The 13,233-nt window shown below is 64.1% G+C and carries 14 protein-coding genes; 9 read left to right on the top strand and 5 right to left on the bottom strand.

The window, feature by feature from the left end:
• The first annotated feature begins 13 nt into the window (after window positions 1–13).
• The 3 genes from WHT83_RS21395 to WHT83_RS21405 all read left to right on the top strand — a co-directional run bounded on the left by WHT83_RS21395 (window position 14) and on the right by WHT83_RS21405 (window position 2,587).
• On the top strand, window positions 14–1,225 hold the full coding sequence (locus WHT83_RS21395; protein ID WP_406872335.1) for a mandelate racemase/muconate lactonizing enzyme family protein: 1,212 nt from the start codon (window positions 14–16) through the stop codon (window positions 1,223–1,225).
• On the top strand, window positions 1,222–2,139 hold the full coding sequence (locus WHT83_RS21400; RefSeq protein WP_406872336.1) for an NAD(P)-dependent oxidoreductase: 918 nt from the start codon (window positions 1,222–1,224) through the stop codon (window positions 2,137–2,139). The genes WHT83_RS21395 and WHT83_RS21400 overlap by 4 nt, the downstream gene beginning before the upstream one ends.
• Window positions 2,140–2,365: 226 nt before the next feature.
• The gene (locus WHT83_RS21405; RefSeq protein ID WP_108607363.1) at window positions 2,366–2,587 is read left to right on the top strand and encodes a DUF6500 family protein; all 222 of its coding nucleotides are present in this window, start codon (window positions 2,366–2,368) and stop codon (window positions 2,585–2,587) included.
• A 64-nt stretch (window positions 2,588–2,651) separates the two neighbouring features.
• Here the strand turns inward: WHT83_RS21405 and WHT83_RS21410 are convergent, their stop codons facing one another.
• Window positions 2,652–3,590, bottom strand: a complete 939-nt coding sequence (locus WHT83_RS21410; protein ID WP_406874028.1) for a diacylglycerol/lipid kinase family protein — start codon at window positions 3,588–3,590, stop codon at window positions 2,652–2,654.
• A 49-nt stretch (window positions 3,591–3,639) separates the two neighbouring features.
• On the opposite strand from WHT83_RS21410, the gene WHT83_RS21415 reads away from it, so the two are divergent.
• From WHT83_RS21415 to WHT83_RS21425, 3 genes are all read left to right on the top strand, one after another.
• The gene (locus tag WHT83_RS21415; RefSeq protein ID WP_406872337.1) at window positions 3,640–4,047 is read left to right on the top strand and encodes a BrnT family toxin; all 408 of its coding nucleotides are present in this window, start codon (window positions 3,640–3,642) and stop codon (window positions 4,045–4,047) included.
• A 22-nt stretch (window positions 4,048–4,069) separates the two neighbouring features.
• The gene (locus WHT83_RS21420; protein ID WP_245439755.1) at window positions 4,070–4,345 is read left to right on the top strand and encodes a BrnA antitoxin family protein; all 276 of its coding nucleotides are present in this window, start codon (window positions 4,070–4,072) and stop codon (window positions 4,343–4,345) included.
• Between the two features lie 134 nt (window positions 4,346–4,479).
• Complete coding sequence (locus tag WHT83_RS21425) at window positions 4,480–4,899, top strand: hypothetical protein (RefSeq protein WP_108607360.1); 420 nt, start codon at window positions 4,480–4,482, stop codon at window positions 4,897–4,899.
• A gap of 135 nt (window positions 4,900–5,034) precedes the next feature.
• Here WHT83_RS21425 and WHT83_RS21430 read toward each other — a convergent pair whose 3' ends face one another.
• Window positions 5,035–5,277: a DUF1344 domain-containing protein gene (locus WHT83_RS21430; RefSeq protein WP_108607359.1), complete on the bottom strand. Its 243-nt coding sequence runs from the start codon at window positions 5,275–5,277 to the stop codon at window positions 5,035–5,037.
• Between the two features lie 444 nt (window positions 5,278–5,721).
• Between WHT83_RS21430 and WHT83_RS21435 the strand changes: the two genes are divergently transcribed.
• Entirely contained in the window at window positions 5,722–5,979 is a 258-nt protein-coding gene (locus tag WHT83_RS21435; protein WP_406872338.1) for a SemiSWEET family sugar transporter, read from the top strand.
• Between the two features lie 16 nt (window positions 5,980–5,995).
• Here WHT83_RS21435 and WHT83_RS21440 read toward each other — a convergent pair whose 3' ends face one another.
• From WHT83_RS21440 to WHT83_RS21450, 3 genes are all read right to left on the bottom strand, one after another.
• Entirely contained in the window at window positions 5,996–6,943 is a 948-nt protein-coding gene (locus WHT83_RS21440; RefSeq protein WP_406872339.1) for a hypothetical protein, read from the bottom strand.
• Window positions 6,944–7,120: 177 nt separating this feature from the next.
• On the bottom strand, window positions 7,121–8,167 hold the full coding sequence (locus WHT83_RS21445) for a CapA family protein (RefSeq protein WP_406872340.1): 1,047 nt from the start codon (window positions 8,165–8,167) through the stop codon (window positions 7,121–7,123).
• A 76-nt stretch (window positions 8,168–8,243) separates the two neighbouring features.
• Window positions 8,244–9,440 (bottom strand): glycosyltransferase family 4 protein, encoded by a 1,197-nt coding sequence (locus WHT83_RS21450; protein ID WP_406874029.1) that lies wholly within the window; start codon window positions 9,438–9,440, stop codon window positions 8,244–8,246.
• Between the two features lie 188 nt (window positions 9,441–9,628).
• On the opposite strand from WHT83_RS21450, the gene WHT83_RS21455 reads away from it, so the two are divergent.
• Window positions 9,629–10,063: an SH3 domain-containing protein gene (locus WHT83_RS21455; protein WP_406872341.1), complete on the top strand. Its 435-nt coding sequence runs from the start codon at window positions 9,629–9,631 to the stop codon at window positions 10,061–10,063.
• 109 nt (window positions 10,064–10,172) lie between these two features.
• On the top strand, window positions 10,173–13,226 hold the full coding sequence (gene uvrB, locus WHT83_RS21460) for an excinuclease ABC subunit UvrB (RefSeq protein WP_406872342.1): 3,054 nt from the start codon (window positions 10,173–10,175) through the stop codon (window positions 13,224–13,226).
• Window positions 13,227–13,233 lie beyond the last annotated feature (7 nt).

The following is a 13,233-nucleotide window of genomic DNA, read 5'->3' on the forward strand; positions in this document are numbered from 1 at the left end:
GGGAGGAGCATCGATGAAGATCAACGACGTCAAGACCTTCGTGGTCAACAACCCGCCGCCCGGCATCGGCGGCAAGTACTTCATCTTCGTCAAGCTCACCACAGACGGCGGCGTCACAGGCTATGGCGAGGCCTACAACGCCACCTTCTCGGCCCATGTGACGGCGCGGATGATCGAGGACATGGCCGAGCGCTATCTCGTGGGACAGGATCCGCACGACATCGAGAACCTGTTCCGCCGCTGCTATTCCTCCGGCTTCACCCAGCGACCCGACGTCTCCGCCATGGGCTGCTTTTCGGCGCTGGAAATCGCCTGCTGGGACATCATCGGCAAGGAGGCCGGCAAGCCGGTCTACAAGCTGCTCGGCGGCCAGGTGCACGAGACGCTGCGCTCCTATACCTACCTCTATCCGCACACCGGCAGCGTCCACACCGAGGATGTCGCACCCAAGAACGTCTACAACGACCCCGACATGGCTGCCGAATGCGCCGCTCTTTATGTCGACCAGGGCTTCAACGCCGTGAAGCTCGACCCGGCCGGTCCCTGGACCGCCTTCGATGGCCACCAGCCCCGGCTGATCGACATCGACCTGTCGGTGCGGATGATGAAGGCCATCCGCGAAGCCGTCGGCACCCGCGCCGACATATTGTTCGGCACGCATGGCCAGTTCACCGCCTCCGGCGCCCTGCGCATGGCGCGCGCCATCGAACCCTACGATCCGCTCTGGTTCGAGGAACCGGTGCCGCCGGACATGCCAGAAGTCATGGCCGAGGTGGCGCGCGGCACCTCGATCCCCATCGCCACCGGCGAGCGGCTGACGACAAAATTCGAGTTTGCCCGCGTCATCGAGAACCGCGCCGCCACCATCCTGCAGCCCGACCTCGGCCGCTCGGGCGGCATCCTCGAGACCAAGAAGATCGCCGCCATGGCCGAGGCCTTCCACATCCAGATCGCACCGCACTGCTATTGCGGGCCGATCGTGGGTGCGGCCAACATCCAGCTCGCCGTCACCCTGCCCAACTTCCTCATCCTCGAGTCGCTCAAGCAGTGGGACGGCTTCCACGCCAAGCTGCTGAAAAAGAAGATCGAATGGCAGGACGGCCAGGTCATCCCCTCGAAGGAGCCCGGCCTCGGCGTCGAACTCGACGAGACGGTTTGCGAGGCCAACCCCTATGACGGTCCCCACCTGCATTTGCAGATGGTGCAGACTCCGCTGATGCCGTGAGCACGCCCCTCGCCTACGCCTTCATCGGCCTCGGCCATCTCGGCGCCAACCTCGCGGCGTGCCTTGTGCGCGGCGGCTTCGAGGTCGCCGTCTATGACCGCAACCCCGAAGCCGTCGAACGTCTCGTGGCGCTGGGTGCCCTCGCCGCATCGAGCCCGGCAGACGCCGCTGCCCGCGCCGGCAACGCCATCACCTGCCTGCCATCGCCCAAGGTCAGCGAGGCGGTGCTGGCAGGGCCCGACGGGCTGCTCGCCGGCCTGCCCAAGGGCGGCACCTGGATCGAGATGTCGACCAACGGCCGTGACGAGATCCTGCGGCTTGCCGACCTCGCCGCCGACAACGGCGTTTACACGCTGGAGTGCCCCGTCACCGGCGGCGTGCATCTCGCCGCCGAGGGCAAGATCACCGCACTGGTCGGCGGCGATACCGGCCTCTACGAGCTTCACCGCCCCGCGATCGAGGCAATGTGCGCCCGCGCCTTGCTGATGGGGCCGATCGGCTCGGCGGCAGTGATCAAGGTCATCACCAACATGCTGGCCTTCATCCATCTCGTTGCCGCCGGCGAGGCGCTGATGCTGGCCAGGAAGGGCGGCCTCGACCTCGCCCAAGCCTATCACGCCATATCAGCTTCCTCCGGCAACAGCTTCGTCCACGAAACCGAAAGCCAGTTGGTGCTCAACGGCTCCTACGACATCGGCTTCACCATGGACCTGGCGCTCAAGGATCTAGGCTTCGCGCTCGGCATGGGCCAGGAATTCGGCGTGCCGCTCGACCTTGCTTCCCGGGTCGCCACCATCTTCGAACAGGGCAAGGCTGCCTATGGCGGCGACGCCTGGTCGACGATGATCGTCAAGCTGCTGGAGGATGCCGTCGGCACGGACCTGCGCGCGCCGGGTTTTCCGGCGAAGCTGTGACGGAACGCGCACGTTACCCTTCCCCAAGTGGTGAGGGTCAATCCGCGAAGCGGAGCGGGGTGGGGGTCGGCAGGCACTGAGTTTGGTGAGTACCCCCACCCGGCCCTGCGGGCCACCCTCCCCACAAAGGGGAGGGTAACGCCCGGCACAGCCTGCCCTATTCCCGGCCTTTGACACCCGGCCTCAGCCTGAGATAGCGCTGACCATCCATCTGAAGGATTATCCGATGCGGCCGAGCCTGAGAGCAAAAATACTCGACGTCTGCGCGCGCAAGATCGCCGCCAAAGGCCCCGAAGTAGGGCTGTCGTTCTACGCGTTTTTCGCCAACAAGAACGACGACCCGGAGCTTCTGATGGAAGCCGCCGAATGGTGGATCCGCACCCACAAGCTCGACCATTTCGAGAAGGCCGCAAAGATCGAGGCAATGGTCAGGGAGATGGACGCCTAACCCTCGCCCCTATGATTTCAGCAGCCTACGCCAGTTCCTAGACTCAGATTCCGAGCCACCTGAATCAACACCTGACCTTCAACGCCCTCGCCATCATCTCGTAGGTCGCCGGAATGTGCCCCGGCGATTCCCCGTCTATGTCGACGAGCGCGGCATTGGCGAGCGGATCGCCCAGCGGTTCGACCACGACCTTTCGTCCGCGCAGGATGGTGATGGCGGGATGGTTGCGGTGGCGCCCACCATAGAGCAGGCGCAGGTCGAAGATCAGCTTCAGCTTGCTCGCCGCGCGCAGGATGACGATGTCGAACAGCCCGTCGTCGGGTTTGGCATCGGGTGCGATCATCATGCCGCCGCCGAAGAACCTTTCATTGGCCACCGCCACCATTGCCACCTTGGCCTCGACCGGTTCGCCGTCGTCGACTGTGATGCGGACGTCCTGGAAACGGTAGCGCACGAATTCGGTCACCGTGCGCCAGAAGAACAGCGTCTTGGCCGAGACCCACCGCTTGCGCCGGTCGGCATTCACCGCCCGCACCGTCGCACCCGACATGCCGAGGCTGGCAATGTTGACGAAATGCCGGCTGGCCAGGCGGCCGTGCTCGTCGATGAACGAAATGAGGCCGGCATCGATGGTCCGGTCCTCGCCCTCGGCAATCCGCGAGACAGCCGCCTTGGCATCCGTCGGAATGCCCATGCCGCGGGCAAAATCCGAACCGGTACCGCATGGCACGACGCCGAGCGCCGCGACGGTCCCGGCCTCCGCCTGCATTTGCAGCAACCCGTCGGCGACTTCGCTGATCGTGCCGTCGCCGCCCGCTGCAACCACCAGCTCGCAACCGAGCGCCACGAGGTCGCGGGCGATCGCCGAGCCGTCGCCAGGTTCGTCCGTCTCACGAAATTCGACGTCGCCAAAGCGCTCGGAAAGAGCTGCCGCAATCTCCGTCCAATGCGCGTCCAGCCGGCCACCGCCAGCCACCGGGTTTCTGACCACTCCGATCTTCACCAAACGCACCCTCCCGACGGCATATGCGCCGCCGCCTCCCCGCTTATTGTTGGCCGCGCAGGCGAATGCGCAAGGGAAAGATTGCGAAGTTCACATCCGAAACAGACATGACATTAGCGTATATACAGAAATTCTTGCCCTAAGGAATGTTTTCGTATATACGTTAATTGTCTGGAGGGGCGGACACATAAAGCTCGAATGGGATCAGGCAAAGGCTGAGACCAACGAAGCGAAGCACGGCGTTTCGTTCGAGCGTGCGCGCGCATTCGAATTCGACACCGCTCTGATCGTTGAGGACGACAGGGCCGACTATGGCGAAACCCGCCTCGTCGCCATTGGCCTCATTGGCAGCCGTGTCCATGTGATCGTCTACACCGAGCGAGGCGACACGTGTCGTGTCATCTCGCTGCGCAAGGCCAACAGACGGGAGATCGAGATCTATGTCCAAAGTTTCTAGATCGGCCTCGGAAAAAGCCAGGATGGCGGAAGCACGTCGACGTGCCTTGATTTCGCTCGAAGAGATTTCCGACGAGGAAGACCGCGCCATCACGGCCGATGCCGTTGCCGACCCCGACGCACAGCCCGCTGATGAGCTGTTTCGTCGCAAGATTGGGCGTCCTCCTTCACTGCACAAGAAGCAATCTATCTTGCTCAGGCTCGACCCCGATGTGGTCGCCCGCTTCAAGGCAGATGGCGAAGGCTGGCAGACCCGGATGAACGATGCTCTTCGCAAGGCCGCTGGGCTCGACAGGTAGACGAAGCAAGCGCGCCTTCTGCACACCCGCAGATAGAAATGCCACAGCCACGGTCATGCCATGATTGCGGCCAACTGGCGCCGCGTTCGAAGCGGAGAAATCACGGCGTCAACAATCCCTGAGGATTCGGACCCGTGATCAAGTCTGCCCTTGTCGCCATGACCATCGTCGGCTGCGACTGCGATGCCAAGCTCTGCGAATATATCGGCGAGACGCCGGCGCAGTGGAATTCGGTCGCCGATTGCGAGGCGGCGATGAAGAGCCGCATCCTGCGCGAAGGCAATCACGACTACCCGCTGGTGACAGGCATCTGCCGCACCACCGTCTTTGCCGAGCCGCAGCTCGCATCAGCCCCGGCCACGCCGCCGGCCCAGCCTGAAATCCGGCCCACCGCCTATTCCGGCATCGTCGAGGGCGGCCAGTCCGTGCTTTACCGCACAGCCAACGGCTACGCGCTGGTCCGTTCCGGTCTCGGCCACGCCGCCAACGGCACGCTGGCCGCCGCCAAGCGCTCGACGAATTGGCTCGCGGAGAACTTTCCCATCGCTTTCTGACGCGTCAAACGCCTCGGAAAAAGAATGGCCGACCCGCGAAGGGCCGGCCAAAAGGTAGCTTGGAAGGTGTCGAGAATGTCACGCGCCTGCCGTTGGCCAATATTGGGGCCGGCAGGCCGCTTTCGCGAACCGGCCTTAGGAGGCCTTTTCGATCGCGGTCACTGCACCTGTCGTGTCGTCCACGGTCACCTTCACCTTGGCGCCAGCGGCCAACTCGTCGACCTTGATGGTCTCCGGGATGACATAGACCTTGCCGTCCTCCAGCGTGATGGAACGCGTCGCCGGGTCGACCGACTGCACGGTGCCTTCGATGTCGGCGGCATAAGCGGCACCGATGAAGGCAAGCGAAGCGGCGGCCGTTGCAAGAAACTTGTTCATGTCTGGTACTCCGGTTCTTTCTCGTCCTCGCGGGCTTCACCCTCTCAGCAATGCCCGCCGAACGACCTGGAGATTGACTGCCAGGCCTGCTGGACGCAAATCACGTTGCGTAAAATTATCGAACAGAATCAGTGGCTTATTTCTGCCATATTCGAAAGCAGCCTGCACTGCGCCGAGTGATTTGCCACCCTTGCAGCAGTTAGGATCGCCTTGCCTGCCATGGCGTGGAGGCCGTCACATCGCCGTCATCGCACAGCCATCCGATGGTCGGATTTTTCGCCGGCCGATCACGAAACGGGAGATATTCCGCAGCACGACGGCAATGTCCCGCGACGTTTTGCGCCGTCGTTTCGTTGGGCCAGCCTTGTGCATCCGCTTCACAGCCGCCCGCCGATCTGGCATAGCTCGCGCTGCACGTCTTGTGCTTTTTCGAGAGCTCCCGCCTTGAATCCCCTATTCGAAATCGTCGGTGCCGCGGCCGCCATCCTGACCACGCTCGCCTGGCTGCCGCAGATCATGAAGATCCTGCGCGAGCGCAAGACAGGCGACATCTCGCTTGGCACCAACGCGGCGCTTGCCACCGGCATCTCGCTATGGATCGTCTATGGCGTGGCGCTCGGCTCGATGCCGGTCATCCTCTCCAACTCGATCACGCTGGTCTTCATCCTCGCCATCGTCGGGCTGAAGCTGCGCTTCGGATGACGAACGGCCGGCGGGTTCAGGTGCCGATCTTGCGTACCAGTGCTGCGGTCGCCAGGATCGTCGCCATGTCGGCGATCATCGGCTCGATATGGGCCTTGTAGTCGAGCACGACGGTCGAGGCCGGCAGCTCGAAGAACTCCTTCTTGTGCGGCAGGAGCAGGAAGCCGTCACGCTCGGTCAGTGCGATCCGCGCCGGCTCGCCCGGCCACGCTTCCTTGAGCCAGTTCAGCGCCTGCGCCATCCGTCCCGACACGAGCGGCTGCGCCGCCTCGACGTTGTCGGTGCGGAAGTCATAGGCCTTGTCGAGTTCGCCGCCTGACACGATCTCCTGCAGCCCGCCGCCGAACATCTCGCGGAAGAAGCCCATCACCGTGTTGGTCTTCAGTGTCGCCACCAGCGTACCCGGAAAGGGCTTCGCGATGTCGAACGCCACGATGACGCCGTCGAACAGGGTGACGTCCGACTTATCCACCCGTCGCCACAACGCGGTCTCGTAGAGCTCGAACGAAAAGCCCTCATATGTGCCCGAGACGATGTCGTCGAAATGGCTGTCGCTGTAATCGCCGATGGTCTCGCGCGGCAAGCGCGCAAAGCTCCCGGGCGTCTCGCCTTTTGCCAGCCGCATGTCCCCGACGAACCCGAACACGATCGGCAGCAGCTTTTCGCGCAACGACGCCTGCAGATCACCCGCCGGCTTGGCCGCGCGGAAATAGACAAAGAACGAGGCGATGAAGGCAACCGCGTAGAGATAGAGATGCGGCGTCGAAACCCAAGTCTCGGCGGGGTCGGCGGCAAGATTGAACACCACCGCCAGAACGGCGACCACCAGCACCAGCAAGCCCAGGTAAAGCGGCACGCGCCACAGCACCGAGCGCTTGGCTGCCTTGCGCCGCGCCTCGTAGGCGTCGAGGTCCCGCCTGATGCCGGCGATGACAGCTTCGTCGGGCATGAAACCAGCGCTCATAGGTGCTCCCCGGCGGCGTCGCGCAACCAGTTGTCGCGTTAGGGACGCCGCAATTTAGACCGATGCACCGGATGCATGGTGCGCCGGCGGCTGGCCGGATGATAACGGCTTTTCGGCAAATGTCGCGGCGCAAACAAGGGGATGGCGCAACATGCGGAATCAACATGTGAGGGCTGCTCAGCCGCCTTGGCAGACTGCTTCCCAGCGTGCCCGCGCCTGGACGCCTGGCCTGCCTTCGACCTTGTCGAGCGGCACCAGCGTTTCGCGGTCTCCGTCGCGCAGGCGCATGAACGGCACCAGCCGGTAGCTGGCGACCTGGCCGCGCGTCGTGGCATCGGCGCTGACCTCGGCAATGAGGATCGCCCCGATCCGCCCCGGCCACGGCTGGCGCGCGAGCGCCGTGCCGAAAAAGTCGCCAAGCCCGTAGGCGACGAGCGTCTCGCCGATCCGCGCCATCGGCTGTACGACATGGGCATGGTGCCCGGCCACCAGACCGATACCGAGTTCGGCCAGACGTTGCGCCCAGGCCTGCGTTTGATCGCGCGGAAAATGCCGGAACTCCCAGTCCCAGTGCGGCACAGCGCACATCAGGTCGACGCCTTGCGCGCCTGGCAGTCCATCCCGGCTATCGGCGAAAAAGCCCTCGGCCATCGCCACCCGGCCAGCAAACTCCGCTGCCGTGGCGTTGCGCCATTGCGTGAACGCGATAAGCCCGAGCGTGAGCGGTCCAACCACCACCTTGGTCACAGCCGTCGAGGTGCCGATCGTCGCAATGCCGAGCGCACCAAGGGTCGACAGCGTCTCGTCAAAACCTTCGATCCCCTGGTCGAGCACGTGGTTGTTGGCCAAAGACAGCACCAGCCGCTGCGGCGTCATTCCTGTGGCTTCCAGCGCGCCGGCCAGGAATTCGCACGTCATGGCATGATGCGTTCCGAGCCGCGTCCCGAAACGCGCTCTAGGACGCCGCACCACGGGGCTTTCGCAATTGCCGACCACCAGATCGGCGGAAGCGAGCAGCGCCTTCAGTTCCCCGTCGCAAACCGGCGACCGCCGGTTGGCGACCGCCGAGATGTCGCCGACGAAAGCCAGTCGCACGCTCTTTTCCGGCCTGGGCAACAGCACTGCCTCGGCAGGCACCGGCGCCGAAATGCTACCGCGCAACGACGGCTTCAGAAACCGGGCCGGCCAGGAGGCCTTGTAGGAGAAGGGATAGTTGCTGGACACGCGTCGCCCGAAATTGGTCGCCCGCACCCTAGCAGCAAATCACTGTACGCGGCTGGCGCGACACAGCTGCCCCCGGCTATTTTTGCGGCAGCGTCTTGCCGGCGCGTTCGATGGCGAGGCGGTATACCCTGTCGATTTCAGGCACGATCGCCTGCGGTGCGAGCCGTTCGGCAATCGTCTGCCTCGCCGCCGTTCCGATCGACTGGCGCAACGCTGCGTCACGGGCAAGCATCGACGCGGTTTCGGTCATCCGCTCGACATCGCCTTGCGGGAAGATCCAGCCATTGATGCCGTCGCGCAGCAGTGCCGAGGAGTAGCCTACATCCGCGGACAGCACTGGCAGCGCCGTGGCCATTGCCTCGAGCGTGGCGATCGGACCCTCCTCCATCTTCGACGTGCAGAGATAGACGTCCATGGCGTGCAGCAACCGGGTCGCATCCTGCCGTTCGCCCGGCAGGTGCAGGCGCCCCTTGATCTGTGGGTCGGCGACGGCAGCGCTCCATTGCGCATCGCCGGCCATGTTGCGCTTCTCGCCGATCAGCAGCAGTTGGGCATCAATGCCTCGTCCGATCAGCCCTTTCAACACGCGCACCATTTCGATCTGGTTCTTGCGCGCGTCGATTTCGCCGACCGAACCAATGACGAAGGAAGACGCCTTGATCCCCAGCTCCGCCCGCGCAGCACTTCGGCTCGTGGGCGTCGCTGCCATGACAGTCGCGACGTCGAACATGTGCCGCACCAGATGCATGTTCCGCCGCCGCACCAACTGACGCGACAGATAATAGTCGGCGGTCTGCTGGCTCGGCGCGATCACCGCATGGGCAAACAGCCACGGCAGCTGCAACTGGCGGGTATGCGCAGTCATGACGATCGGCGTGCCGGCGGCACATCGGAACACCAGACCGAACTTGTTGCCGCGGCTGCCATGGGCATGCACCACGTCCACGCCCCAGTCGCGCGCGGCGTAGCCGACGCGGCGCAATTCGGCCGGAGTGGTGGCAAAATCCGAACCCATCTTCTCGAGCGGACCCTCGAACTTCTGGTGTTCGATCCAGGAATTCCGCGAATGCACCAGCAACACGTCGTGCCCGGCATCGAGCTGCGCCTGGATCAACATCCTCGAGCTGGTCGCGACACCGTTCAGCCCGGCGTGGCCCACCAAATGCGTGATCCTCATCTGCGCATTTCCGTTGATGCCGTGTTTCCGGACAGATGCGTCTCGACGGCCACGAAGACCGACGCCCTTGCTCAGAGATAGCTGACCGGACGCCATACCGGCCAATTGACGCCGCGGCAAGTGCGACAGCGCCCCCCGATCATGGCCGCGCCCAACCGTTGTCACGGCCGCAACCCATGCCATTACCCAGGCATAAAGGATAATCGAACCAGTATACTGGCGCGCGGCAAGACAGCTTGTATTTTGGGTCGTTTCGAAATGAATTTCGGTCTGGAGGACTGCCCATGATATTTCGAAGACTTGGCATCACAGCGGCCATTCTGGCCGGGATGATGGCGCTGCCGGCCGCAGCACTAGCCGCCGACGCCTACACCACCGGCAACGTCAATGTGCGCAGCGGCCCCGGCACCGGCTATGCCAAGATCGGGATGCTCCATGAAGGCACGCGCGTTGACCTGCGCGGCTGCGAAGGCAACTGGTGCAATGTCTACGGTTCCCGGCTGAGAGGCTGGGTCTCGGCCAACTATCTCTCCGACTATGTCGGCCGTCCGCCGGCAGTCGTCGTGGCGCCGACCATCGTCGTGCGTCCGCCGCATTATCGCCCGCCGCACTGGAACCGGCCTCCGCATTGGAATCGTCCCCCCAAGCCACGGCCGCCAAGGCCGCGCCCGCCCGGCGCCAACTGCAAGATCGCCCCGGGCTTCCCCTGCCCGCGTTGACGACTTCCTGACAGCCTGATGTCAGGAGCACGAACGGTCGCGGCCGCCGGTCCGGCATTCCGGCGCCCGTGCCCTTTCCATTTCTGCTGATACCGCCCATATTCCGCTCATGGCCAAATCTGCTGACAAGAAATCGCCCGCCTCGGGGGCTGACAACCGTGCCGCGCCGCGCAAGCGTGGCGGCAATGGCGTGACTGATTTCCTCGATGCGTCCGAGCCGTTGCATCGCCCCGGCTTCGGCGAAGCGCCGCAGGCGGAGCTTTCAGGCGCGCCGCTGTCCGGCTCGATTTCCGACTGGGCCGAAGAGATCGCCAGAGAAGCAGAAAAGCCGCAGCCAAAGGCCAAGAAGATCCCCAAAAAGAGCTCTGCACCCACACGCTCGGCGCGCGGCACCTCGATGGGCGGTGCCGCCTCGGCCAAGGATCGCGCCGCCGCCGGCCTCAACCCGGTCGCCGGCCTCGACATCTCTCTCGAAGACGCCGCCTCGCTGTCCAATTCCGGTGTCACCGCGACCGTCGCCGCCCTGTCGGCGCTGATCGAAAGCGGTAACCCGCTGCACAAGAACGGCGAGATCTGGGTTCCCCACCGCCCTGCCCGGCCGGAGAAGTCCGAGGGCGGCATCCAGATCGTCATGCAGTCGGAGTTCGAGCCGGCCGGCGACCAGCCCACCGCCATCAAGGACCTCGTCGAAGGCGTCAATTCGACCGAGCGCACCCAGGTTCTGCTCGGCGTCACCGGCTCGGGCAAGACCTTCACCATGGCCAAGGTGATCGAGGAGACGCAGCGCCCGGCGCTGATCCTGGCGCCCAACAAGACGCTGGCCGCCCAGCTCTATTCCGAATTCAAGAAGTTCTTCCCCGACAACGCGGTCGAGTATTTCGTCTCCTATTACGACTACTTCCAGCCCGAGGCCTACGTCCCGCGCACCGACACCTATATCGAGAAGGAATCGACCATCAACGAGCAGATCGACCGTATGCGCCACTCGGCGACGCGCTCGCTGCTCGAACGCGACGACGTCATCATCGTCGCCTCGGTCTCGTGCATCTACGGTATCGGCTCGGTCGAAACCTATACCGCCATGACCTTCCAGATGGCGGTCGGCGACCGGCTCGACCAGCGCCAGCTGCTCGCCGACCTCGTCGCCCAGCAATACAAGCGCCAGGACATCAATTTCGTCCGTGGCTCGTTCCGCGTGCGCGGCGACACCATCGAGATCTTTCCGGCCCACTTGGAAGATTCAGCATGGCGCATCTCGCTGTTCGGCGACGAGATCGACTCCATCACTGAGTTCGACCCGCTCACCGGCCAGAAGACCGGCGACCTCAAAAGCGTGAAAATCTACGCCAACTCGCACTATGTCACGCCGCGCCCGACCTTGAATCAGGCCATCAAGTCGATCAAGGAAGAGCTGCAGCACCGCCTGCAAGAGCTTGAAAAGGCTGGCCGCCTGCTCGAGGCTCAGCGCCTGGAACAGCGCACCCGTTTCGACCTCGAGATGCTCGAGGCCACCGGCTCCTGCGCCGGCATCGAGAACTATTCGCGCTATCTCACCGGCCGCCGCCCCGGCGATCCGCCGCCCACCCTGTTCGAATACATCCCCGACAACGCGCTCGTCTTCATCGACGAAAGCCACGTCACTGTGCCGCAGATCGGCGGCATGTACCGGGGCGACTTCAGGCGCAAGGCGACGCTGGCCGAATACGGCTTCCGCCTGCCGTCGTGCATGGACAACCGGCCGCTGCGCTTCGAGGAATGGGACGCCATGCGCCCGCTCTCCGTCGCTGTGTCGGCGACGCCCGGCAACTGGGAGATGGAAGAGGCCGGCGGCGTCTTTGCCGAGCAGGTCATCCGCCCGACCGGCCTGATCGACCCGCCGGTCGAGGTGCGCCCGGCCAAGACCCAGGTCGACGATGTCGTCGGCGAAATCCGCGAGACGACCAAGGCCGGCTACCGTACCCTCGTCACCGTGCTGACCAAGCGCATGGCCGAAGACCTGACCGAATATCTGCACGAGCACGGCGTCCGCGTCCGCTACATGCACTCCGACATCGACACGCTGGAGCGCATCGAGATCCTCCGCGACCTCAGGCTCGGCGCCTTCGACGTGCTGGTCGGCATCAACCTTCTGCGCGAAGGCCTCGACATTCCCGAATGCGGTTTCGTCGCCATTCTCGACGCCGACAAGGAAGGCTTCTTGCGCTCCGAGACCTCGCTCATCCAGACCATCGGCCGCGCGGCAAGAAACGTCGATGGCAAAGTAGTCCTCTACGCCGACCAGATCACCGGCTCGATGGAACGCGCCATGGCCGAGACATCGCGCCGCCGCGAAAAGCAGATGTTGTGGAACGAGGCCAACGGCATCACGCCCGAAAGCGTCAAGTCGCGCATCTCCGACATCCTCGAGTCGGTCTACGAGAAGGACCACGTCCGCGCCGACATCTCGCAGTTCACCGACAATGCCGGTGCGATGATGGGCAACAACCTCAAGGCCCATCTCGATGCGCTCGAAAAGCAGATGCGCAATGCCGCCACCGACCTCGACTTCGAGAAGGCCGCCCGCATCCGCGACGAGATCAAGCGCCTGCGCGAGATGGAACTGGCCATCTCGGACGACCCGATGGCCAAATATGCCGACATGGAAAGCCCGGCGTCGGGGCGCGAAAAGGGCAAGCACAACAAGGGCGTGGCTAAGCATCGCACGGTTGAGGAGCAGGAACGCTTCCGCAAGCTCGACGAGGCACGCGCCGCCGAGGAGGCAGCCAAGGCTGCCCGTCCGAACCTGTTCCGCAAGCCGGACCTCGACGAAATGGGTGCCGATGGCACGGTGCCCGCAGGCAAGTCGCTGTTCGCCAAGCCTCATATCGACGACATGGGGCCAGGCACCGACATGACGACGCCCGCAGGTGCCGTGTCACGCTCGTTGTTCAAGAAGCAGTCGGCAGCCGAAGCCCATGGTTCGGACTACGGCGTCCCCGAAGACGGCAATTCGCTGTTCAAGAAGAACAGCCTCGACGAGATGACCGTCCGCCGCACCGAAAAGCCGGTCGAAGGCGTCAAGCCGGTCAAGCGCGCCAAGATCGGTGCCGGCTCCTACGAGGATCCGGCCGAAGCCGCGCGCGCAAAGAAGAAGCCGGGCAAATCAGGACGGCCGGGGAAATAGGCCGGCC

It is taken from the genome of Aminobacter sp. P9b (assembly GCF_045345995.1).
Taxonomy (GTDB): domain Bacteria; phylum Pseudomonadota; class Alphaproteobacteria; order Rhizobiales; family Rhizobiaceae; genus Aminobacter; species Aminobacter niigataensis.